This is a genomic window from Microvirga sp. GN3 (assembly GCF_055792825.1).
Genome location: NZ_JBVVAK010000001.1, coordinates 68,907 through 91,797 on the forward strand (window position 1 = coordinate 68,907; position 22,891 = coordinate 91,797).

A 22,891-nucleotide genomic window follows, 5' to 3' on the forward strand; every position below is an offset into this window, starting at 1 on the left:
CTAACGCTTGTCGAACCGGCTGGCGATGAGGTCGCCCGTGGACTGAACAACCGTGACGATGACGATCAGGACGGCGATGACGCTGATCATCACGCTGGTATCGAAGCGCTGATAGCCGTAGCGCATGGCGAGATCGCCCAGTCCGCCGGCGCCCACGGCACCGGCCATGGCCGACGAGCCGATCATCGACACCAGCGTGATGGTGAAGCCCCGGATGATCCCCGGCAGGGCTTCAGGCAGAAGCACATGGACGATGATCTGCCAGCGACTCGCTCCCATGGCCTGAGCCGCCTCGATCAGGCCATGATCCACCTCTCGCAGGCTGACTTCGGCGATGCGGGCGAAGAACGGCGTTGCCGCGATGCTCAATGGCACGACGGCGGCCCAAAGCCCGATTGATGTGCCGACAATCAGGCGCGTGAAGGGAATGAGGGCGACCAGCAGAATGATGAACGGCGTTGAGCGGAAGCCATTGACGATGCTGCCCAGCACCCGGTTGAGGCGGGGCATCTCATAGATGCCTCCGATACTTGTGGTGACGAGAACAACGGCCAACGGAATTCCGGCGGCGAAAGCGAAGAGACCCGCCGTGCCGACCATGATCAGGCTCTCGAGGAAGGCATCCCAGAACATGGGAAGAAAGTTTGTGGGCATGTCTGACGATCCCCTGGTTATGAATTTCGTGCCGACGCTTCGGCGGCGTTCTTCGCCTGCGCTTCGCTCTGGATCACGGCCTGGAGGACGCCGACCGGCGGCGTACCGTTGAGCCAGTAATCGCCGATGGCACGCGCGCGGTGAACAGCGGGGTTGTGCGAAGCGAGCGTGCGCGCGTTGCGCCAGTAGCGGTCGAGACGACGCGTCTCGCTCACGGCGGATGCACCGCCGATCTCGAAGAGCAGCGTGGTGGCCTCCAACACCTGCTCGATCACGATCTGCTGCGCCTGATAGGCCTTGATGTTCGCCGTTGTGATGAAATCGGCTGCATCCTCGCCTTTGATAGAGACCTCATAAGCCTCCTGGATGGATGCAGAGACACTTTCAACCAGCGAATCCACTGTGAAAGAGAGGCTGGCAAGACGACCGATGACACTCTGCACTAGAGGATCATGACGCGGACTGGACTTGCCGGGCACCCCGAATGTCCGCGTCTTGGTTTGCGTAAATGCGATTGCATCCTTCAGAACCGCCCGCGCGATGCCCGCGAGAGCGGCGAGATGGAACTGCTGATAATAGGCGATGATGTAGGACGTCTTGGGAGGTTGTTCGACGGAGAGCCGGCGCAGAATCTGATCCGCCCTGATCTCGACCCTATTGAATCGCGTCGTGCCGCTACCTGTCAGGCGCTGTCCGAATCCGTCCCAATTGTCTTCGACGACGACACCCGGAGCCGTGGTAGGAAGGACGAGGGAAACATATTCCGCTCCCTCCAGGGCGACGGCAACGATCCAGTTCGCATAGATCGTCCCGGTGCTATAGAATTTATAGCCGTCGAGAAGCCAACGGTCGTTCTCCTTCGTGAGGGTCACTGTCGTCTCCGTGCCCTCCGTCTTCTCGGCCATGGCTGCGCCGAAGATCGCGCCGTCGACGATCAGGGGGAACCAGCGCTCGCGATCGGCTTCTTCCTTGCTGTTGAGCCTCTCTTCGACGAATGCGAAATGCGCGCGGAAGATCTGCGGCAGGTTCGAGTCCGCCTCAGCTAACTCGATGAGAAGTCGGAATGTTTGAGGCAGGCTGGCGCCAAGTCCGCCATAAACTTGCGGGATGCGCAGAGCGCCGAAACCGGCCTCACGCAGCCATGCCACAGGCTCGACGGCCAGGGTGCGCGACTGCTCGCGAGCAACAGCGCCTTCAGCAATCTTCTTGAAGATAGGCCGGAAGCGCTCTGCCAGTCCCTCATAGGAGACAGGCGTAGACGCGAACCGATGCAGCGTGTTGCTGGATTCGGCACGCGGATCCGTCGGGAAAAGACTCGTGGCGGCAGACATTGTTATTTCCATTCGGGTCGGAAAATGAGGGCGATCAAGCGACTTCCTTAGCGGGAACGGTCTGGTCTGTGCCGGGACGATAGCGAGCGCCCCAATGCGCGGCGGGAAGTCGGCTCCGGCCTCCGCCGAACAGCTTTTCGCGCAACGTGCCCTCTGAATAATCGGCTTTGAACAGGCCTCTCTCCTGAAGCACGGGAACGACCAGATCGACAAAGTCCGCGAGGCTTTCGGGCGCTATTGTGCGAGGTAAGTTGATGCCATCGATGTCCGCGTCATTGACCCATGAAGCGATGTGGTCAGCAATCTGCTCCGGCGTGCCGACGAAAGGCTTCTGGCGACTTCCCAGAATCATCTGGTCGATCAGCTTGCGAACGGTCCAGACCGTGCCGGCACTGCGGGTGGTGATCGCCTCCAGGGTCGAGTTGTTGGCATTGTTCTTCTCGTACTGGATCGGTTCGTCGAGATCGTATTTCGAGAAGTCCACGCCGGACGAGCTCGAGAAGTGGGCGAGGGCGCCGTCCACGCTGGCGTGACGCCGGTATTCCTCGAGCTTGTCCTGCGCCTCCTTCTCCGTCCGCCCGACCACAAGGCTCATGCCGACGAAGACCTTCACGTCATAAGGATCGCGGCCGAAGCTTGCCGCCCGGGCGCGGATATCGGCGATGATGTCGCGCGCGACGATCGGGTTCGGGCCGCCTGTAAACACGCATTCCGCATGCTTCGCGGCAAACTCCCGTCCGCGTGTCGATGAGCCCGCCTGATACAGCACGGGTGTGCGCTGCGGCGATGGCTCGCTTAAGTGGATGGCGTCGATCTGATAGTACGGTCCATTATGCTTGATGGCACGGACCTTTTCTGGCTGCGCATAGATACCCCTGGCGCGGTCGTTGATGACGGCATCGTCATCCCAGCTGCCTTCCCAGAGCTTGTAGAGCACATCGAGGTAATCGTCCGCGATGTCATAGCGGTGGTCGTGATCGAGCTGCTCGGGAAGACCCATGCCACGGGCCGCGCTGTCGAGATAGCCGGTAACGATGTTCCAGCCGATCCGGCCCTTCGTGAGATGATCGAGCGTCGACATGCGGCGGGCATGAAGATAGGGCTGTTCGTATGTGGTGTTCACGGTCACGCCGAAGCCCAGATGCTTCGTCGCATAGGCCATGGCCGGTACGACAAGCATCGGGTCGTTGACGGGAACCTGAGCGCCTGCTGTGATGGCCGCCTCCGGCCCGCCCTTGTAGACATCGTAGACGCCGACGATATCGGCGAGGAAGATGCCATCGAGCTTGCCGCGCTCGGCGATCTTCGCGAGGTTCACCCAATAATCGAGGCTTGTATAGGACGGAGACTGATCGCGCGGGTGGGTCCACATTCCGTGATTGATGTGGTCCACGCAGTTCATGTCGAAGGCGTAGATGTTGATCTTCTTGGTCATTGTCTCACCCGGCTTGATCGTCAGCTGATGCTCAGTTCGTTGGATTGGTCGCGGACGCTTGCGCGGGCTCCCACGCAGGAACGGTCATGTCGCCGAAATGCTTCTTGAGGATGGCTTTGACCTCGGGCGAGTTCTGGTAGATGGCGACGAACTTGTTGATCCTTGGATCCTTCGCGTCGGCAGGACGGACCACCCACTGAATGGCGAAGCGCTTTTGCACATCATCGAAGATCAGGGCCGAGTTCGGGTCGACGCCATATTGCTTGAGAGCCGCAGGATAGCCCTGTCCCAGATCCACGTCGTCGAGGGCTGTCGGCAATTGCTGGGCGACGAGCTCGGTAATCTTGATGTTCTTCGGATTCGAGACGATGTCGGCAACGGTGGCCTTGTAGTCCAGGCCTTCCTTCAGCTTGATCAGGCCAATGCGGTCGAGAAGAACGAGGCCTCTGCCGCCATTGACGGGATCGTTGGCTATGGAAACCTTCGCACCGTTGGGCAGATCCGCGACGCTCTTGTACTTCTTCGAGTAGAGACCGACCTTCGACATCGTGCCGACGCCGATGGACACGAAGTCATAGCCTCGCGCTTTCTTTGCATCCTCAAGGAAGGGGATGTGCTGGAAGTAGTTGACGTCGATGTCCTTGTTGGCGAGCGCGGCATTGGGCGTGACCCAATCCGTGAACTCGATCACCTTCACGTCGAGGCCTTGCTCCTTCGCTTCTTTCGCAGCCTGATGAACGGCATCGGCCGAAAGGCCGGAATTGATACCGACTCTCAAAGGGCCTTCCGCCTGTGCGGAGCCGGAGGTCATTGCCCATGTGGATGCGGCAAGGAGCGCCAGGACCGGGAAAAATTTCGTGTTCGACCGGCGACGGTGCCAGGTGGTCAATGATTTCATCAGCATGGGACAGGACCTTGGTTCAGAAGAAAAACGAATTGCACCCTTGTCTCCCGATGAGCCGAACACTTGTCGGAAGCGTTCAGCCGGACGCGTCATGAGTTTCGCTTGTGGGTGCCGCTGCATGTCCTGCCGCGGGTCTTCATCAGAAGACGCCACCTCAATTCGCATCTCGGAGACTTGAGGAATGGTGCCCAGGGCATCGGTCCCGGTCAATTAGGATGTTCTTTTTTTAGAACATGGAGGGAAGGAAGAAACTTCTCTTCGTGGTCCGATGTAGGGCGAAAAATTTTCGACGCGCTGTTCGGCATGCAAAATTCAAGCTAATTCCGGGCTAATGCCTAAGCTTAGGAATACTGGAGACGCTGAGGATGATCGGCCGATAGCATCGGCCTCTTGACCATGTTCGTTATAAAGAACATAAAGGGATTAGCGAACGCAATGCGGATCTGCCGATGGATGCAATCGATGCCAAGATCTTGGGGTTTCTGCAGGAGGATGCGAGCATCTCCGTGGCGGAGCTCGCCCAACGGGTGAACCTGTCTCAGACGCCCTGCTGGAAGCGGATCCAGCGGCTGGAGGCGTCCGGGGTCATCAAAAGGCGCGTGGCTCTTGTGGATCCGGAAAAGGTGGGCTTGAGCCTGACGGCCTTCGTGGCGGTCGAGGCCTATGACCATTCCGAGGCCTGGATGCAGCGGTTCGCGGATTTTGTCACGACGATCCCCGAGGTCATGGAAATCTATCGGATGGCCGGCGACGTGGACTACATCCTGCGTGTTGTCGTGCCCGATATGGCGGCCTACGACCTGTTCTATAAGCAACTCGTCAAGGCGATCCCGCTCAAGAACGTCACGTCGCGGTTTGCCATGGAGCGGATCAAGTCGACGACTGCATTCGTCCTGAAGTCCTAAGCTTCTACGGTGTGCTCAGGAGCTGAACAGTTCCGGATGCTCGGCCTCGACCCGTGGTAAAGCGCGCAGGATTTCGGTGAGGTGCCGGCGCATGGCCTCCGCGGCGGCTTCCTCGTCGCGCGCATCGATAGCAGCCATGATGGCACGATGCTGATCGATCAATGGCAGCATCGCCTCCGGCCCGGGCAGGGTGAGCTGGCACACCCGGTCCATATGGGCCTTGATGTCCTGGACCGCTTCCCATGCAAGCGGGCAGCCGGCGCCTTCGGCAAGGGCGATGTGGAACAGCTCATCATAGCGCTGGAAGGCTGTATGGTCGTCCTTGCGGGCCGCCTGATCCTGCATCTCCAGAAGATCGTTGATCCGCTCCCGGCTCTGCTGATCGAACGATGAGCAGGCGCGGCGCACGACCGCCGTCTCGATGGCTTCCCGGACGAACCGGGCTTCCATCATCTTCCTCACTGAGATCTTGACGACCGTAGTGCCTCGCTGGGGCTGGATTTCAACCAGACGCGTGCGTGCCAGGCCAATCAAGGCTTCTCGTACGGGTTGCCGCGAGACCCCGTGGCGCTCGGCGATGTCCTGCTCGGACAGGCGGCTCCCGGGTGGAAGTTCCAAAGCAATGATCAGGCGGCGCAACTCGTTCTCGATGCGCAGAGCCGCAGAGCCATGGCCGACAGGGAAGGGCGTGTTCACAACAGATCTCATTCTTTCGACGGGTTGCGTTATATATAAGTGCATACTACCATACAAGAGTCGACCAGTTAAGCCGCGAGGGCAAAACTTGGTCTCGCCTTTGGCGCAGCCGATGCGCCGAGGGTGAAGGATAAACCGGCACAAAGCCGGGGAAACAACAGAACATCAGAGGAAGCCTAGGAGGACAACGATGTTGACGAAAAGAACTTTCGCGGCTGCTACCCTCGGTCTTTGGGCAGCGCTCATGAGCGGCACGGCAGGGGCGCAGACGACCCTGCGCTCCGCCGATATCCATCCGGATGGATACCCGACCGTCGAGGCGGTCAAGTATTTCGGTTCTCTACTCGAGAAGAAGACGAATGGCCGATACAAGATCCAGGTTTTCCATTCGGCCCAGCTCGGCCAGGAAAAGGACACGATCGAACAGACCCGCTTCGGCGTGATCGACCTGAACCGCATCAATATGGGGCCGTTCAACAATCTCATTCCTGAAACCCTGGTTCCTTCGCTGCCCTTTATCTTCCGGTCGGTCGACCATATGCGCAAGACCATGGATGGTCCGGTCGGCGATCAGATCCTGAAGTCCTTCGAGCCGCACGGGCTCGTGGCGCTTGCCTTCTACGATTCGGGTGCGCGCTCCTTCTACAATTCCAAGCGCGCCATCAACACGCCCGCCGATCTTAAGGGCATAAAGGTACGCGTGATCCAGTCCGATCTCTTCCTCGACATGGTGAATGCGCTCGGCGCCAACGCGACGCCGATGCCTCCGGGCGAGGTCTATTCAGCACTGCAGACCGGCGTGGTGGATGGGGCCGAAAACAACTGGCCGAGCTACGATTCTTTCCGTCACTTCGAGGTGGCGAAATTCTATTCGCTGACCGAGCATTCCATGTCGCCGGAAGTGCTGGTGATGTCGAAGAAGAGTTTCGACAAGATGTCGCCCGAAGACCAGAAGGCTGTGCGCGAAACGGCGAAGGAATCCGTCGCGAAGATGCGCGAGCTCTGGGAGGCGCGCGAGAAGGATGCCGAGAAGAAGATCCGCGCGAACAACAATCAGATCAACAATGTCGACAAGCAGCCCTTCATCGATGCGATGAAGCCTGTCTACGAGAAATACGCCAAGGATGCGAAGGTGAAGGAGCTCGTCTCCCGCATCCAGGCGATGGACTGAGCCGCGCGACGGCAATATGCTACCGGATCAGCTCCAGCCGGTCCGTCTCTTGCCTCACTGGAGACCTTTACCGATGCGCGCTGAACTTGCCGCGCTATCCCGCATTCTCGCCGTCGTCAATCGATTGGCTCTGTGGACTGCCGGGATCGGCCTCATTCTTATGACCGTCTTCGTTGGCTGGCAGGTGTTCGGTCGCTACGTGCTGAACCAAACGCCGAGCTGGACCGAGCCCGCCTCCCTGCTCCTCATGAGCTGGTTCATCCTATTGGGTTCCGCCGTAGGCGTGCGCGACGGCAATCATCTCGGCTTCGAGATCGCCCTCCACTATGCGCCGCAGGGCCTGCGCCAGATCATGCTCGCCGTCACGGAGGTGCTGGTAATGATCTTCGGCGGTGCCATGGCGTGGTATGGCACATCCCTGGCGGTCGAAACCTGGTCCGCGCTGATGCCGGGTATGCCGATCCCGCAGGGGTTCGACTACGTGCCTCTCGCCGTGGGCGGTGTTCTGATTGCTCTCTTTTCCCTTGAAAAGCTCGTTCGCCTGCTGCTCGTTGGCGAAGATGTCCCGATGGTGCGCGTGGACGAGCCTCATCTCGTTGCCGTGAAGGATTGATGTCATGGAGATCTGGGTTCTCTTCGGCGTCTTCACGCTCCTGCTCATCATCGGCACGCCGGTTGCGTTCTGCCTTGGGATCGCATCGCTGGCCACCGTTCTTTACATGCAGCTGCCGCCGATTGTGGTGTTCCAGCAGCTCAATTCCGGCATGAACGCCTTTGCCATGATGGCGATCCCGTTCTTCATCTATGCCGGCGACCTGATGATGCGCGGCGGCATCGCCGACCGGCTGATCCGCCTTGCCGCCGGTTTCGTCGGACACCTGCGCGGCGGCCTGGGGCAGGTGAACGTGGTCGCCTCTACGCTCTTCGGTGGCATCTCTGGCTCCGCCATCGCGGATGCCTCCGCCATCGGCGGCATCATGATCCCGCAGATGGAAAAGCGGGGCTATGCTAAGGATTACAGCGTCAACGTGACGGTGAACGCCGCGATCATCGCGCTGCTCATCCCGCCGTCCCACAACATGATCATCTATTCGATCGCAGCCGGCGGCACGATCTCGGTGGCGGATCTGTTCACCGCGGGCATCATTCCCGGCTTTCTGCTGGCCGCGGCCTTGATGATCACGGCCTATGTGGTGGCTGTGCGGCGCGGCTATCCCGCCGATCCGTTCCCGGGCTTCCGGATGCTGGCCTATTTCTTCGTCTCGGCGATACCGGGCATCCTGCTCATCTTCATCATCTTCGGGGGCGTCCGCTCGGGCGTGTTCACGGCAACCGAGAGCTCGTGCATCGCCGTCGTCTACGCCCTTCTGGTCACACTCTTTGTCTATCGCGAGATGAACTGGGAAAGCTTTGTCGAGGCGACCCTCGGCGCCGTGCGTACCACGGCGATGGTTCTCCTCGTCATCGGCACCGCCAGTGCCTTCGGCTGGCTCATGGCCTTCCTGCAGGTGCCACAGGCCACCATCGCTCTCATGAAGACGGTGTCGGACAATCCCATCGTCGTCCTCCTGCTTATCAACATCATCCTGCTGGTGCTCGGCACCTTCATGGACATGGCGCCGATGATCATCATCTGCACGCCGATCTTCCTGCCGGTGATCAAGGCCTTCGGCATCGATCCCGTGCATTTCGGCGTGATCCTGATCCTCAACGCCGGCATCGGCCTCAACACCCCGCCGGTGGGTTCGGTGCTCTTCGTTGGCTGCGCGGTCGGCAAAATCACCATCGGCGAAGCCATGAAGACGATCTGGCCGTTCCTGGGCGCAAGCATCATGGTGCTGCTGCTCGTCACATACATTCCCGGCCTGTCGCTCTGGCTTCCGGCCCTGTTCCGTTGATCGTTCCCGTTCAAAGAGGCACCCATGACCATCGACATCCGGCAGGTATGCCATCCGGAAGCCGTCCGCCATTTCAGCACGGCCGAATTGCGCCGTCACTTTCTGATCGAGAGCCTCTTCGTTCCCGGTGAGGTTAAGCTGACCTACAGTCATATCGACCGACTGGTAGTCGGCGGTGCGACTCCAACTTCGAGAGCGATCAAACTGGAGTCGCACAAGCAGATTGGCTCGCCCAATTTTCTGGACCGCCGCGAACTCGGCGTCGTTAATCTCGGCGGCCCGGGGCGCGTTCACACCGATGGCGATGTCCATAATCTCGGGCCGCGCGATGCTCTTTATGTGGCCATGGGCACGAAGGAGGTCCGGTTCGAGAGCCGCGATGCAGATACCCCGGCAAAATTCTATCTCGTCAGTACGCCGGCTCATGCCCGTTTCGAGACGGTGAAGATCGGTCTTGACCGTGCCCGGCGTGTCGATCTGGGTGATGCCGCGAACGGGAATGTCCGCACGATCTTCCAGATGATCCATCCGGAGGTGTGCCGCTCGGCCCAGCTCGTCCTCGGCATGACGCAGCTCAAGCCCGGCAGCATGTGGAATACCATGCCGGCGCACGTGCATGACCGCCGCTCGGAGGTCTATGTCTATTTCGACATGCAGCCCGACACGCGTGTGTTCCATTTTATGGGCGAGCCCAACGAGACGAAGCACCTCGTCGTCGCCAACGAGCAGGCGATCCTGTCCCCCGGGTGGTCCATCCATTCCGGCGTCGGAACCAGCAATTACACGTTCGTCTGGGCCATGGGTGGCGACAATCAGGATTTCACCGACATGGACATAGTGCCTATGGATGCATTGCGGTGAGGAGCCAGGAATGACGTTCTCGTTCGATCTGACCGGCAAGAATGCGGTCGTCACTGGGGCCAACACCGGGCTCGGCCAGGCAATCGCTGGGGCATTGGCGCAAGCCGGAGCCTCCGTTGTCGGTGTTGGCCGCTCAAGCATGGATGAAACAGAGCGGCTGTGCCGCGAGGCCGGTGCTCGCTTTCACCCTGTCCAGGCCGATTTGTCGAGTCTCGAGCCCATCGAGCGCATCGTCGCTGAGGCCATATCGGCCTGCGGGCGCATCGACATTCTGGTCAACAATGCCGGGATCATCCGCCGTGCCGATGCCATCGACTTCACGGAGCAGGATTGGGACGACGTGATGAACGTCAATCTCAAATCCACCTTCTTCCTGTCTCAGGCCGTGGCGCGCAGGATGTTGACGGATGAGGGGGGCGGCAAGATCATCAACATTGCCTCGCTCCTGTCCTTCCAGGGTGGCATCCGCATTCCGTCCTACACAGCCAGCAAGAGCGGACTAGCCGGCCTCACACGGCTGCTGGCCTGCGAATGGGCGGCCAAGGGCATCAACGTGAACGCCATCGCGCCCGGCTACTTCGTGACCAACAACACCGAGGCGCTCCGCAACGACCCGAAACGGAGCAGCGAGATCTTGGGCAGGATTCCGGCAGGACGCTGGGGCGAGCCGACCGATCTCGGTGGCGCTGCCGTCTTCCTGGCATCATCTGCAGCAAACTACATCCACGGCATCGTTCTGCCGGTGGATGGCGGTTGGCTTGCCCGCTGACAATTTCTGGAGGAACCCTATGAACCGAATTGACCAACCCTTCGCCTTCGACAGCGACGTCGAGTGGGAGCCCGCGGGCGAAGGCATCCACCGCAAGATCCTGACCTACAATGCGGAGGTGATGATGGCTCGCGTGGATTTTCAGGCGGGTGCCATTGGCACGCCTCACTCGCATCCGCACATCCAGTGTAGTCTTGTCGAGGCTGGTGTCTTTGATATCACCATTGCGGGGCGTACAGAGCGTCTCAAGCGGGGGGATAGCTTTCTCGTCCCACCGAATGCAGTTCATGGCGCGGTCGCCATCGAAGCTGGCATGCTTCTCGACGTGTTCACGCCGATGCGAGAAGATTTCGTCGGCCTTAAGCCCTGAAGCCGATCAACATTTTCCAATCGTTCAAGCCGCATCTCCCGATGCGGCTTGATTTGTTCATGCTTTGTGTGCCCTAGCTCTTATCTTATGTAACTGACGTTGCGTCATGGAGTAGGCGCGAGGCAGTCCCAAAAGCCTGCTTATTTTCGCCCGTATGTCCCGATAGCCCGCATATTCATTTTGATGCTTTGTTTCATTTTTGACTGCGGCCGATAAAATTCGCTCCCCTCTCGGAACTCCGGGTCTTGAAATGCGTTAAACGGGGTCGAATTCCATCTGAAGACGAACAAGGTAGCTTTTGGGACGTCGACATATGGGGATCCAGGCGAGAGTAAGCCTGGGACAGCGTAACGGGGGGCCTTATGTCACAAGTCGAAACCGTCAATTCGCAGCTTGATCCCAAGCTGCTCCTCAAGACATTGCGCGCCTTTCGAAAAGGCGATTTCTCGATCCGTCTGCCATCGGATCTGACCGGCATCGACGGCGAGATTGCAGAAGCTTTCAACGACATCGCCGATTTGAATCAAGGCCTCGCGCAAGAACTTGAGCGCGTCGCAAAGGTCGTCGGCAAAGAGGGACGGATCGAGGAGCGCGGACGTCTCGCCGGGGCGACCGGCTGCTGGAGTGAGTGCGTCGACTCCGTTAATGCCATGATCGGCGATATCGTACAACCGACTGTCGAAGTCGCGCGGGTCATCGGCGCTGTCGCGAAAGGCGACTTGAGTCAGACGATCGATCTCGCGTCGGATGGTCGCCCGCTTCGGGGCGAGTTCCTGCGCATCGGCAAAGTGGTCAACACCATGGTAGGGCAACTCGGAAGCTTTGCCTCAGAAGTAACCCGCGTGGCCCGCGAAGTGGGCTCGGAAGGTAAGCTTGGTGGACAAGCGAAGGTCAAAGGTGTCGCCGGCACCTGGAAGGACCTGACCGAGAACGTGAACCTGATGGCGGCGAACCTCACCGGTCAGGTGCGTAACATCGCTGAGGTCACGACCGCGGTCGCGAATGGCGATTTGTCCAAGAAAATCACCGTCGATGTGAAAGGCGAGATTCTGGAGCTGAAGGACACCATCAACACGATGGTCGATCAGCTGAACTCCTTCGCCTCGGAAGTGACCCGCGTGGCGAAGGAAGTGGGCTCGGAAGGCAAGCTGGGTGGTCAGGCTCAGGTGCGTGGCGTCGGTGGCGTCTGGAAGGATCTGACCGAGAACGTGAACATGATGGCGGCGAACCTCACCGGTCAGGTGCGCAATATCGCGGAAGTGACCACGGCCGTCGCACGGGGCGACCTCTCTAAGAAGATTACCGTCGATGTGAAGGGCGAGATCCTGGCTCTCAAGTCCACCATCAACACGATGGTCGATCAGCTCAATTCTTTCGCCTCGGAAGTGACCCGCGTCGCAAAAGAGGTGGGATCGGAAGGCAAGCTGGGCGGTCAGGCACAGGTCGAAGGTGTCGGCGGTGTTTGGCGTGATCTGACTGAGAACGTGAACATGATGGGCTCGAACCTCACCGCGCAGGTTCGTAACATTGCGGAGGTGACGACTGCGGTCGCGAATGGCGATTTGTCCAAAAAAATTACGGTCGAAGTCCGCGGCGAGATTTTGGAACTGAAGAACACCATCAACACGATGGTGGACCAGCTGAACTCCTTCGCCTCCGAGGTGACGCGTGTGGCGAAGGAAGTCGGCTCGGAAGGCAAACTGGGTGGCCAGGCGCAGGTTCGTGGCGTCGCCGGCACCTGGAAGGACCTGACCGACAACGTGAACCTGATGGCGGCGAACCTCACCGGTCAGGTGCGTAACATCGCCGAAGTCACGACCGCGGTCGCGAATGGCGATCTCTCGAAAAAGATCACCGTGGAGGTACGAGGCGAGATTCTGGAACTCAAGTCCACGATTAATACGATGGTGGATCAGCTCAACTCCTTTGCGGGCGAGGTGACGCGCGTCGCGAAGGAAGTTGGTTCGGAAGGCAAGCTCGGTGGTCAAGCCAGGGTGGAGGGCGTTGCCGGCACCTGGAAGGACCTGACCGACAACGTGAACCTGATGGCGGCGAACCTCACCGGTCAGGTGCGTAACATCGCCGAGGTCACCACAGCGGTCGCGAATGGCGATTTGTCCAAGAAGATCACCGTGGATGTGCGCGGCGAGATCTTGGAGCTGAAGTCAACCATCAACACCATGGTCGATCAGCTGAACTCCTTCGCCGGCGAAGTGACGCGTGTGGCGCGTGAGGTGGGCACGGAAGGAAAGTTGGGTGGACAGGCCCAGGTTCGCGGTGTCGGCGGTGTGTGGAAGGACCTGACCGATAACGTGAACATGATGGCGGCCAATCTGACCGGCCAGGTGCGTAACATCGCGGAAGTCACGACCGCTGTGGCTAATGGCGACCTTTCCAAGAAAATCACTGTCGCGGTCGAGGGTGAAATCCTTGAGCTGAAATCCACGATCAATACCATGGTGGATCAGCTCAATTCGTTCGCCGGCGAGGTGACCCGTGTGGCCCGCGAAGTGGGTACCGAAGGTAAACTTGGTGGACAGGCCCAGGTTCGCGGTGTCGGCGGTGTGTGGAAGGACCTCACCGATAACGTGAACATGATGGCCGCCAACCTCACCGGCCAGGTTCGTAACATCGCAGAGGTGACCACTGCGGTCGCGAACGGGGATCTCTCGAAGAAGATCACCGTGGATGTGCGCGGCGAAATTCTGGAGCTGAAATCGACCATCAATACCATGGTGGACCAGCTGAACTCTTTTGCCTCGGAAGTGACACGTGTGGCCCGCGAAGTGGGCATCGAAGGCAAGCTCGGTGGACAGGCGCAGGTGCGCGGCGTGGCCGGTACCTGGAAGGACCTGACCGACAATGTGAATATGATGGCGAACAACCTCACCGGTCAGGTGCGGGGCATCGCCAGCGTCGTGACTGCGGTCGCCGAAGGCGATCTCAAGCGTAAGCTGATTGTGGACGCAAAGGGCGAGATCGCAGCCCTCGCCGAAACCATCAATGAAATGATCGACACCCTGGCAACCTTTGCCGATCAGGTGACGAACGTCGCTCGCGAAGTGGGCGTCGAAGGCAAGCTCGGTGGACAGGCGAGGGTGCCGGGTGCTGCCGGCCTGTGGCGCGACCTCACGGACAATGTGAACCAACTTGCCGCCAATCTGACCACCCAGGTGCGAGCCATTGCCGATGTGGCCACCGCCGTGACCAAGGGCGATCTCACACGATCGATTTCAGTGGAAGCCTCGGGCGAGCTGGCCTCGCTCAAGGACAATGTCAACGAAATGATCCGCAACCTGCGCGATACGACGCTCAAAAATGCGGAGCAGGATTGGCTGAAAACCAACCTTGCCAAGTTCACCCGCATGCTGCAGGGCGAGCGCGATCTCACCACTGTGTCGAACATGATCCTGTCGGAGATCGCGCCTCTCGTGAATGCGCAGCAGGGTGTGTTCTATACCGCCGAACGCGACGGCAGCGAGCCCGTGCTGGAGATGGTCGCTTCCTATGCCTTCACGGAAAGAAAGCATCTCAACAACCGCTTCCGTCTCCGCGAAGGCTTGGTTGGCCAGGTCGCATACGAGAAGAAGCGGATTCTACTCACCAATGTGCCGGGCGACTACATTACCATCAGTTCGGCTCTCGGCGAGGCCTCTCCGCTTAATATCATCGTGCTGCCCGTCCTATTCGAACAGGAAGTGAAGGCGGTGATCGAGCTTGCTTCGTTCAGCCGGTTCTCGGAAACACATCAATCCTTCCTCGAGCAGCTCACCGAGTCGATCGGTATCGTCCTGAATACGATAGCGGCAAACATGCGGACAGAGGGCCTGCTGAAGCAATCCCAGCTTCTGACAACCGAGCTGCAGAGCCAGCAGGAGGAGTTGAGAAACACCAACGACCGGCTGGAGCAGCAAGCTGCAACGCTACGTCAATCGGAAGAGCTCCTGCGGCAGCAGCAGGAAGCGCTGCAGAAGACGAACGAGGAGCTTGAGGACAAGGCGCGACTGCTTGAGCTCCAGAAGAGGGAAGTCGAGGCGAAGAACCAGGAAGTGTCTATCGCCAAGACAGCCCTGGAGGAAAAAGCCGAGCAGCTCTCGCTGACATCGCGCTACAAGTCGCAGTTCCTGGCCAATATGAGCCACGAGCTGAGGACACCGCTGAACTCGCTCCTTATTCTCTCGAAGCTGCTAACCGAGAATTCAGACGGCAATCTGACCGACAAGCAGAGGGAGTTCGCCAAGACGATCCACGCGGCAGGTTCAGACCTTCTCTCGCTTATCAATGATATTCTAGATCTGTCGAAGATCGAGTCCGGAACAGTTAGCCTGGAAGTATCGAGCGTCGGTTTCAAGGATCTCGTCGAAAATATGGAGAGAACCTTCCGCCAGGTTGCGGAAGAGAGAAAGCTCGAGTTCCATGTGGAGGTCGATCCGAAACTGCCACCGGCAATCAGGACGGATTCGAAGCGCTTGCAGCAGGTGCTTCGCAACTTGCTGTCTAACGCTTTCAAATTCACGGAGCGTGGGGGGGTCACGTTGCAGATCGGCTCGGCTGAGGGAACGCCGCTGCGAGCCGGCAGCCAGTGGATCGCCATGTCGGTGACCGACACTGGCATTGGTATTCCGGAAGAGAAGCAACGCATCATATTCGAGGCCTTCCAGCAGGCGGACGGGACGACGAGCCGGAAATATGGTGGGACCGGTCTGGGCCTATCGATCAGCCGTGAAATCGCCCGGCTGCTCGGTGGTGAGATCGTGGTGTCAAGCACGCCGGGAAGCGGTTCGACTTTCACCATCTTCGTCCCGGTCGAGCCGCCGGCCAGCCATGGCCTCGCAGGGTCGGGAAGCTTTGCGAAGCCAAATGGCGATGGTGCAGGACAGTATACCGGCTCCGACGACCCGGCAGGGTCGATGATCCGTCAGCCGTCCGCCGCAATGGCGCTGTCGGCTTCACTCGATGATCGCCATGCGATCACGAACGGTGACCGGGTCGTTCTCATCATCGAGGACGACGCCATGTTCGCATCGGTGCTGCTTGAGCTTGCTCGAGAGGAAGGCTTTAGGGGATTGATCGCCATGGACGGTGCCTCGGCGCTCGCCCTCGCACATCGCTACAAGCCGCATGCTGTCACTCTCGATATCGGACTTCCCGATATGGACGGCTGGGCACTTCTCGATCTTTTGAAGCATGATCCGAGAACCCGACATGTGCCAATCCACGTGATCTCAGTCGATGACCAGAAGAAGCGCGGTCTCAAGGCTGGCGCCTTCGGCTTCTTGGAGAAGCCAGTCGACCGGGAGGCGCTCATGGGAGCGCTCAACCGCACGAAGGAGTTCATCGATCGACCTGTGAAGAAGCTTCTTCTCGTCGAAGATGACGACAACCAGCGCATGAGCCTGTCAGAACTCATGAAGAGCGAGCAGGTTGATGTCACGGCAGTCGGGACGGCTGAGAGTGCATTGGAGGTTATTCAAGTCCGCCAATTCGATTGCGCCGTCATCGATCTCGGCCTGCCGGATCTCCCCGGGACAGAACTCATCGAACGCATCCGTAAGATCAAAGGCAGTGAGGAACTGCCAATCGTCATCTATACGGGTCAGGACCTGACAAAGGCCGAGGAGCGTAGGCTGCAAAGCATCGCCGCGACGCTCATCGTCAAAGGCGAGGGCTCATCCGAGCGCCTCCTCAATGATACCGCTCTGTTCCTACACCGGACGATCAGTGCTCTTCCCGAGGAAAAACACATCATTGTTGAGAGGCCAGCCGATGGATCCCTCGAAGGGCGGAAGGTGCTGATTGTCGACGATGATATGCGCAACATCTTTTCACTGACTAGCGCACTGGAACAGCATGGGATTTCGGTTCTCTTTGCTGAAAATGGCTTGGAAGGCATCGAGATGCTGAAAGCCAATCCGGATGTCGATGTCGCCTTGGTCGATATCATGATGCCGGAGATGGACGGCTATGAGACCATGCGGGAAATCAGGAACATTCCGCGTTACCGTGAGCTCCCTCTGGTGGCGGTCACGGCGAAGGCCATGAAGGGGGATCGTGAGAAGTGCCTTGAGGCGGGAGCGACCGATTATGTGTCGAAGCCCGTCGACATCGATCAACTTCTTGCGGTCTTGCGCGTTCAACTCAGTCGAAGCACATATAACCCAGATGGGCACGTGGTTCCCAATGGTGCGGCAGAGACCGGGCTAAACTCATGACGGACGATCTGAGGCAAGGCGAGTCGGGCCTGAACTTGGATGATTTTCATCTGGTCTCGGCCCGCCCGCTGGCGGATCCGATCCCCGCCAAGATATTGGTGGTCGATGACGACCCGAGAAACCTTGTAGCCGTCGAGGAGGTGCTCCGGTCTCCCGGTGTGGAGATCGTGACCGCCGATTCCGGTGAGAGCGCTTTGCGCCATGTTTTGAAGGATGACTTCGCCGTCATTCTTCTCGATGTGCAGATGCCGCGCCTCGACGGATACGAGGTTGCCAGCCTGATCAGGAACCGGCCGCGTTCCTCACGAGTGCCGATACTGTTTCTGACCGCCTTCAACAAGGACGACATGCATGTCTTCAAGGGGTATTCGGCCGGCGCCGTCGACTATGTCTTCAAACCCATCGAGCCCTTGATCCTCAGATCCAAGGTCGACATTTTCGTCGATCTTTATCGCAAGACGGAGGAGATCCGCCGGCAGGCAGAGCAGGAGCGCCGCTTGTTGATGGACAACCTTCATGTCCGAAGCGAGAAGCTGAAGGCCGAGCAAGCCCTGCGCCGCCGCGAGGAGCATCAGTCGATCATTCTCCAGTCGTTGCCGATTGCATTGTACACGGCGTCCGTTGAGGAGGATCATCGGCAGCTTCATTTTACCAATGAGAGTATCGAACGCATTACAGGTTTCCGGCCGGGAGCTTTCCTCGAGCGTCCCGATTTCTGGTCGTCTCGGATCAACCTGGACGATAGGGAACGCGTGCTGCTCCAACTGAGGCGGTTGGAGGAAGAGGGATCCGTCAATCTCGAGTATCGCTGGCGGTGCGCCGATGGCGTTGAAAGACATTTCCTCGATCAGACGGTTCTCATGAGAGATGAAGACGGCCGCCCACGCGAATTCTTCGGGATGTGGTTCGATATCACCGAGAGCAAACAGATGGAGCAGAACCTGCTCCATGCCAGCAAGCTTGAAGCTGTCGGGCGCCTGACCGGCGGAATTGCCCATGATTTCAACAATATGCTGAGCGTCGTCATCGGCAATCTCGATCTCCTGAAGAAGTCCATTCAAGGGAATGAGAAGGCCGAGCGGCGGGTACGGATGGCGTTGGAGAGCGCTCAGCACTGTGCCGATCTCACCTATCGACTGCTGACTTTCTCACGACGCCAGGCATTGCAGGTATCAACGATCGACGTGACGAGCGTGATGCCGAGCCTGCTGGAACTGATGCGCAGAACGCTTGGTGAGCATATCAATGCGAGCTTGCAGTCAAGCGACAATATATGGCCAATTCAAGTCGACCGTGCGCAGTTTGAAGCGGCCCTTCTGAATCTCGCGGTCAATGCGCGCGATGCGATGCCCGATGGCGGCGATCTGACGATCAGTCTCGAAAACCAGTTTATTGAGGAGGGACGATCCGCACCCAGCGGAGAATTCGTCGTGATCTCCGTGACCGATACCGGGATCGGCATGGCGCCTGAAGTGCTGGAGAAAGTTTTCGAACCCTTCTTCACCACCAAGGAAAGTGGAAAAGGTACCGGCTTGGGACTTAGCATGGTCTATGGTTTTGTTCAGCAATGCCATGGCCATGTGGAGGTTGAGAGCGTGCCGAACGCGGGTACGACGATCCGTATTTTCCTGCCCCGCTCTTATGAAGCTGCAGAAAGTGCTTCCGAGAATCAATCAGGCGTTGCTCATCCCTTCGGAGAAGGGCATACGGTGCTTGTCGTTGAGGACAATCCAGCCGTTCGCCAGGTGGCGCTCTCCACCCTTCATTCCCTCGGCTTCAAGGTGCTGGAAGCCGAGACAGGCGATGAGGCCGCTGAACTCCTGAAGACGAGGAATGATATCAATCTCGTTCTCTCCGACGTGAGAATGCCTGGAGAGCTCAGCGGTGTCGACTTGGCTCGTCTCATTCAACACGAGCGACCGGAAATTCAAGTTCTCCTGACCACCGGTTATTTCGATGGGGAAGGTAAGCTCGAAGATCTCAATCTTCTCTACAAGCCATATCGCGCAACGGATCTTGCAGAAAGGATCCAGTCCCTGATGAAGCTTCCGAGATCCGTGGAATTTGAGAACACAGCGATGCACCGGACCGCGGCCGTTGCATAGCCTCTCTGCAATATTGTGTGGAAAGGGGCATTGGGTTTTGAATGACCGGGATTTTAGATCTCGGTCATTATCAATCTCAGAGTGGAACTCTCTTCCTCTCTCACGATATGTCAAGACGCGACATTAGAGATGATTTTACTCTCACGGAATCATCTCCTTCGCTTTGTCGCATTTCTTGGGAGTGAACCAGATCGATTTCGCCAAGAATGATCTAGAGATCAGCGCAGAGACTATCCCTTCCATCGCACCAGGCGGTATAGAAGTCGCCAGTGCGATCCAGAACGAAAACAGTCGGCTTACTCGACATGGCCGACCAGCAGGCTGATTCGACGGCGAATTTCAAAGCCTTTGCACGAAAATGGAACGAGCCGAGGTCCCGGCCGAATTGAGAAACCGTCCAACGATTATGCTTGAAAGTAACGCAGTACGCTCCGTGGGGCATGAAGCACCTCCCAAGTAGCTTTTCTGGCAAATCACAGCTGCAGTTGCTAACCATCCTAAAGGGAGAAGGCAACCACGAATGACGATTTATGGTTCAAGGATTAAGGATCGGTTTCACGGTTGATGCAGAGTGATGCCGTAACGCCGCCATCCACATAGAGGATCTATCCATTGACGAAGTTCGAGGCATCTGAGGCGAGAAAGATCGCTGCTCCAATTAAGTCCTCTAACTCGCCCCAGCGCCGGGATGGGGTTCGCGCAATCAGCCAGTCAGAGCAGGTCGTGTCATCGACAAGGGCTCGATTGAGTTCCGTCTTGAAGTAGCCAGGTCCGATGCCATTGACCTGAAGACCGCACTTACTCCAGTCGATCGCCATGCCTTCCTTGATCTCCATCGGATGCCGGAGCCAAAGTCGCTCTTAGAGGACGCGTCCTGGGTTGAGGATGCCCTCCGGATCGAGTGTCTGCTTCATCTTTGCCATCAAGGCGAGTTCGGGCTCCGTCCGGCTCAATGGGAGATAAGGACGCTTGATGCGTCCGATACCGTGTTCTGCGGAGATGGATCCACCGAGCTTGGAGACGAGGTCGTAGACGAGACCCTGAACGCCCTTCTTGATGGTGTCGTTCATGTCGCGGATTGCCACGTTGATGTGAATATTGCTGTCAGCCACATGTCCGAAGACGACATATACGGCATCCGGCCATTGCCTCGGCATTTCCTGACGCAGATGGGCGACGGCTGCGGTCATACGGTCCAGGGGTACACTGACATCGAAGCGGATCTCCTCCGGCAGGAAACGTCCATATTCGTAGGGTGTTTCCCGATAGGCCCAGAACCGGTTCCTATCAGCACGGGACTGGGCGACCACGGCATCCTTGATAAGGTTCTCCTCGTAGAACTCGCTGAGAAGCAGAGAGAAGGTTTCCGTTCCTTCCGGATCTGCTCCCATATCGGCCTCGATCAGGAGCGTCACATCGTGCTCCGCGTCGAAAGCAGGTGGAAGGCCACAGATCTGGGTCGCAACCGTCATGAACTCCCGCCACATGGCTTCGAAGACAAGCAGGCGTCCGGGATGAGCCTGCTGGAACCGGCGCAGGACGACGAGAGCGTCCTCAAAGCTGCTGACCGCACAAAGAGCTGTCTGCAGCCCCTGGGGTTTTGGGTGCAAGCCGATGACGACCTTCGTGATGACGCCGAGCGTTCCTTCGCTGCCGATGAAGAGTTGTGTCCAATCGTATCCGGCATTGTTCTTCAACATCTTGTTGAGCGAGCGAACCACGGTGCCATCCGCAAGCACGACTTCGAGGCCAAGGGTATTGCGGCGAGCCATACCATAGCGCAGCACCTGATTGCCGCCGGCATTGGTCGCGATGTTGCCGCCGATCGTGCAGGTTCCGCGGGCGCCGAGATCGATTCCGCACAGAAAGCCTGCGTCGTCCGCGGCCTGCTGGATGACTGCGAGTGGGGTTCCTGCGAGAGCGGTGAGTGTCGCGCTTGCCGCGTCGATCTCTTCAATCCCGTTCATCCGCTCCAGGGATAGCGCAAACTCCCCGGCTTGCGGATGGGCACCACCAGCCAATCCTGTCAGCCCCCCTTGCGTCACGACAGATTGGCGATGCTCATGACAGATCCTCAACGCCTTTGAGACATCCTCAGTGGTCTGGGGCAGAATCAAGGCTTGAGGGATTGTCGGCAGGAGTCCGCTGGCATCGGCATGATTGCGGGAGGGAATATCTGCCCCGATTCGGACCTGAGATCCCAGGACTGCCACAAGGGCATCGATCACGTTGCTCATGGTGTTCTAACTTGAACTGTGGAGAGGGCGTGGCTTGCTATGGCTCAGTGGTCAGCCTGACGATTGCATCTGGTCTCTTCCAAAGATCCGGCGGCAACTCCAGTCCGAGACCTGGCTTCATGTTCACCGTGACCTCTCCGCTCGTGACGGTCGGTAGCTCCGTCACGAGTTCGGTATACCAGCCCGTGTAAAAGGCCCGGACGCTCTCCTGAATCAAGGCATTCCGTGCATGCAGCGAGAAGTGACACGATGCGGCGTAAACCACGGGGCCTGTGCAGTCGTGAGGCGCGACAGGGACATGCCAGGCTTCCGCCAGAGCCGCGATCTTGCGCGCCTCCGTCAGGCCGCCGCACCAGGACAGATCGAGCATGGCGACACCGGCGACGCCGGTCTCGAGGTATTCGCGGAAGGCGTGGGTGTAGGAAAGGGTTTCCGAAGCACAGACCCAGGCTTTCGAATGCTGCGCGTACTCCTTGAGGTCGCCGATATTGTCGAGACGGAAGGGATCCTCGTGCCAGTAGGTGTCGAACTCGGCGAGGGCCGAGGCAAGCTTCTTGGCCATCGGCAGGCTCCACAGGGAGTGGAACTCGACCATAATGTCCATCTTGTCCCCGACGGCCTTACGGATCTTGGCAAACGGCTCAAGCGCGGTCCGAAGTTCATCGGACGAGATATCGTATCCGTGGCTGCGCTCCGCGGCGAGATCGAAGGGCCATATCTTCATGCCCGTGATCCCCTGCTCAAGCAGAGAATGAGCCAGATCGTCCGCGCGGTACAGAAATGCATCCAGGTCTTCGTATGCTCCTTCCGTGCCGCCGATGCCCCAATTGGCGACTTTCTGAGCGCGGTTGTCGCGAATATACCTGTAGCCGGCGCAGGTGTTGTAAACCCGTATCTTGTCCCGCGAGCGGCCTCCCAGCATATCGCAGACGGGTTTGCCGTGAGCTTTACCGAAAAGATCCCATAAGGCGATATCGACAGCCGAATTGCCCCGAGTTTCGACGCCTGCGGAACGCCAGCCCAGATAATTCTGAAGATCGCGGTTGATGCCTTCAATCTGAAGAGGATCGCGCCCGATCAGCTTCGCCGCGACCGTCTCGTGAATATAGGCCTCCACGGCTGCAGCGCCCATGAATGACTCGCCAAGCCCGACAAGTCCTTCATCGGTGTGGAGGCGGACCCAGATGATGTTTGCAAATTCCTGGAGACGGATTGTTTCCACGCTTGTGATCTTCATGGGATCCTCGTTGCGGCTACGCCCTCGTCATTGAGGGCAGGGGCAAAACGGAACGATAGTCTGTTCGGTGAGATGCCGCCGCTTCACACCGATATCCACGGAAATA

At 58.6% G+C, this 22,891-nt stretch carries 16 protein-coding genes and 1 pseudogene; 9 read left to right on the top strand and 8 right to left on the bottom strand.

Annotation, left to right across the window (positions count from 1 at the left end; all coding sequences use genetic code 11):
- The 4 genes from ACS5Q1_RS00305 to ACS5Q1_RS00320 are packed head-to-tail and all read right to left on the bottom strand — an operon-like array spanning position 1 to position 4,324.
- The gene (locus tag ACS5Q1_RS00305; protein ID WP_473096321.1) at positions 1–654 is read right to left on the bottom strand and encodes a methionine ABC transporter permease; all 654 of its coding nucleotides are present in this window, start codon (positions 652–654) and stop codon (positions 1–3) included.
- Between the two features lie 17 nt (positions 655–671).
- On the bottom strand, positions 672–1,985 hold the full coding sequence (locus ACS5Q1_RS00310; RefSeq protein ID WP_473096322.1) for an acyl-CoA dehydrogenase family protein: 1,314 nt from the start codon (positions 1,983–1,985) through the stop codon (positions 672–674).
- Between the two features lie 34 nt (positions 1,986–2,019).
- On the bottom strand, positions 2,020–3,420 hold the full coding sequence (locus ACS5Q1_RS00315) for an LLM class flavin-dependent oxidoreductase (RefSeq protein WP_473096323.1): 1,401 nt from the start codon (positions 3,418–3,420) through the stop codon (positions 2,020–2,022).
- A 31-nt stretch (positions 3,421–3,451) separates the two neighbouring features.
- Positions 3,452–4,324 (bottom strand): MetQ/NlpA family ABC transporter substrate-binding protein, encoded by an 873-nt coding sequence (locus ACS5Q1_RS00320; RefSeq protein ID WP_473096324.1) that lies wholly within the window; start codon positions 4,322–4,324, stop codon positions 3,452–3,454.
- A gap of 449 nt (positions 4,325–4,773) precedes the next feature.
- Between ACS5Q1_RS00320 and ACS5Q1_RS00325 the strand changes: the two genes are divergently transcribed.
- The gene (locus tag ACS5Q1_RS00325) at positions 4,774–5,229 is read left to right on the top strand and encodes an Lrp/AsnC family transcriptional regulator (protein ID WP_473096325.1); all 456 of its coding nucleotides are present in this window, start codon (positions 4,774–4,776) and stop codon (positions 5,227–5,229) included.
- Positions 5,230–5,244: 15 nt separating this feature from the next.
- Here the strand turns inward: ACS5Q1_RS00325 and ACS5Q1_RS00330 are convergent, their stop codons facing one another.
- Positions 5,245–5,925, bottom strand: a complete 681-nt coding sequence (locus tag ACS5Q1_RS00330) for a GntR family transcriptional regulator (RefSeq protein ID WP_473096326.1) — start codon at positions 5,923–5,925, stop codon at positions 5,245–5,247.
- A 190-nt stretch (positions 5,926–6,115) separates the two neighbouring features.
- Here ACS5Q1_RS00330 and ACS5Q1_RS00335 point away from each other — a divergent pair, with 190 nt between their 5' ends.
- The 8 genes from ACS5Q1_RS00335 (at position 6,116) to ACS5Q1_RS00370 (ending at position 19,311) form a co-directional block, all read left to right on the top strand.
- Positions 6,116–7,096: a TRAP transporter substrate-binding protein gene (locus ACS5Q1_RS00335; protein WP_473096327.1), complete on the top strand. Its 981-nt coding sequence runs from the start codon at positions 6,116–6,118 to the stop codon at positions 7,094–7,096.
- Positions 7,097–7,169: 73 nt separating this feature from the next.
- Positions 7,170–7,709: a TRAP transporter small permease gene (locus ACS5Q1_RS00340; protein ID WP_473096328.1), complete on the top strand. Its 540-nt coding sequence runs from the start codon at positions 7,170–7,172 to the stop codon at positions 7,707–7,709.
- A 4-nt stretch (positions 7,710–7,713) separates the two neighbouring features.
- Positions 7,714–8,994, top strand: a complete 1,281-nt coding sequence (locus ACS5Q1_RS00345) for a TRAP transporter large permease (protein WP_473096329.1) — start codon at positions 7,714–7,716, stop codon at positions 8,992–8,994.
- A gap of 24 nt (positions 8,995–9,018) precedes the next feature.
- Positions 9,019–9,855, top strand: coding sequence for a 5-dehydro-4-deoxy-D-glucuronate isomerase (gene kduI / locus ACS5Q1_RS00350; protein ID WP_473096330.1), 837 nt, complete (start codon positions 9,019–9,021; stop codon positions 9,853–9,855).
- Positions 9,856–9,865: 10 nt separating this feature from the next.
- Positions 9,866–10,624, top strand: a complete 759-nt coding sequence (kduD, locus tag ACS5Q1_RS00355; RefSeq protein WP_473096331.1) for a 2-dehydro-3-deoxy-D-gluconate 5-dehydrogenase KduD — start codon at positions 9,866–9,868, stop codon at positions 10,622–10,624.
- A 19-nt stretch (positions 10,625–10,643) separates the two neighbouring features.
- A complete protein-coding gene (locus ACS5Q1_RS00360; protein WP_473096332.1) occupies positions 10,644–10,994 on the top strand; it encodes a cupin domain-containing protein in 351 nt (116 codons plus the stop codon).
- 362 nt (positions 10,995–11,356) lie between these two features.
- Positions 11,357–17,206 carry a hybrid sensor histidine kinase/response regulator gene (locus ACS5Q1_RS00365; protein ID WP_473096333.1) on the top strand — a complete coding sequence of 1,950 codons (5,850 nt, stop codon included), beginning with the start codon at positions 11,357–11,359 and terminating at the stop codon, positions 17,204–17,206.
- Positions 17,203–19,311 carry a response regulator gene (locus ACS5Q1_RS00370; RefSeq protein ID WP_473096334.1) on the top strand — a complete coding sequence of 703 codons (2,109 nt, stop codon included), beginning with the start codon at positions 17,203–17,205 and terminating at the stop codon, positions 19,309–19,311. Before ACS5Q1_RS00365 ends, ACS5Q1_RS00370 begins: the two co-directional genes overlap by 4 nt.
- 605 nt (positions 19,312–19,916) lie before the next feature.
- Here ACS5Q1_RS00370 and ACS5Q1_RS00375 read toward each other — a convergent pair.
- From ACS5Q1_RS00375 to ACS5Q1_RS00385, 3 genes and pseudogenes are all read right to left on the bottom strand, one after another.
- Positions 19,917–20,141 (bottom strand): annotated as a pseudogene (locus ACS5Q1_RS00375) (SDR family oxidoreductase); the annotation flags it as partial.
- Positions 20,142–20,171: 30 nt separating this feature from the next.
- On the bottom strand, positions 20,172–21,548 hold the full coding sequence (locus ACS5Q1_RS00380; protein WP_473096335.1) for an FAD-binding oxidoreductase: 1,377 nt from the start codon (positions 21,546–21,548) through the stop codon (positions 20,172–20,174).
- A 37-nt stretch (positions 21,549–21,585) separates the two neighbouring features.
- Positions 21,586–22,785 carry a mandelate racemase/muconate lactonizing enzyme family protein gene (locus tag ACS5Q1_RS00385; protein WP_473096336.1) on the bottom strand — a complete coding sequence of 400 codons (1,200 nt, stop codon included), beginning with the start codon at positions 22,783–22,785 and terminating at the stop codon, positions 21,586–21,588.
- Between the last annotated feature and the right edge of the window lie 106 nt (positions 22,786–22,891).

What these genes read in the sequence shown, in the direction of transcription:
- ACS5Q1_RS00320 (WP_473096324.1), bottom strand. Translation starts at nt 4,324, where the DNA reads ATGCTGATGAAATCATTGACCACCTGGCACCGTCGCCGGTCGAACACG.
- ACS5Q1_RS00385 (WP_473096336.1), bottom strand. Translation starts at nt 22,785, where the DNA reads ATGAAGATCACAAGCGTGGAAACAATCCGTCTCCAGGAATTTGCAAAC.
- ACS5Q1_RS00325 (WP_473096325.1), top strand. Translation starts at nt 4,774, where the DNA reads ATGGATGCAATCGATGCCAAGATCTTGGGGTTTCTGCAGGAGGATGCG.
- ACS5Q1_RS00310 (WP_473096322.1), bottom strand. Translation starts at nt 1,985, where the DNA reads ATGTCTGCCGCCACGAGTCTTTTCCCGACGGATCCGCGTGCCGAATCC.
- ACS5Q1_RS00305 (WP_473096321.1), bottom strand. Translation starts at nt 654, where the DNA reads ATGCCCACAAACTTTCTTCCCATGTTCTGGGATGCCTTCCTCGAGAGC.
- kduD (WP_473096331.1), top strand. Translation starts at nt 9,866, where the DNA reads ATGACGTTCTCGTTCGATCTGACCGGCAAGAATGCGGTCGTCACTGGG.
- ACS5Q1_RS00365 (WP_473096333.1), top strand. Translation starts at nt 11,357, where the DNA reads ATGTCACAAGTCGAAACCGTCAATTCGCAGCTTGATCCCAAGCTGCTC.
- ACS5Q1_RS00340 (WP_473096328.1), top strand. Translation starts at nt 7,170, where the DNA reads ATGCGCGCTGAACTTGCCGCGCTATCCCGCATTCTCGCCGTCGTCAAT.
- kduI (WP_473096330.1), top strand. Translation starts at nt 9,019, where the DNA reads ATGACCATCGACATCCGGCAGGTATGCCATCCGGAAGCCGTCCGCCAT.
- ACS5Q1_RS00380 (WP_473096335.1), bottom strand. Translation starts at nt 21,548, where the DNA reads ATGAGCAACGTGATCGATGCCCTTGTGGCAGTCCTGGGATCTCAGGTC.
- ACS5Q1_RS00335 (WP_473096327.1), top strand. Translation starts at nt 6,116, where the DNA reads ATGTTGACGAAAAGAACTTTCGCGGCTGCTACCCTCGGTCTTTGGGCA.
- ACS5Q1_RS00315 (WP_473096323.1), bottom strand. Translation starts at nt 3,420, where the DNA reads ATGACCAAGAAGATCAACATCTACGCCTTCGACATGAACTGCGTGGAC.
- ACS5Q1_RS00360 (WP_473096332.1), top strand. Translation starts at nt 10,644, where the DNA reads ATGAACCGAATTGACCAACCCTTCGCCTTCGACAGCGACGTCGAGTGG.
- ACS5Q1_RS00345 (WP_473096329.1), top strand. Translation starts at nt 7,714, where the DNA reads ATGGAGATCTGGGTTCTCTTCGGCGTCTTCACGCTCCTGCTCATCATC.
- ACS5Q1_RS00370 (WP_473096334.1), top strand. Translation starts at nt 17,203, where the DNA reads ATGACGGACGATCTGAGGCAAGGCGAGTCGGGCCTGAACTTGGATGAT.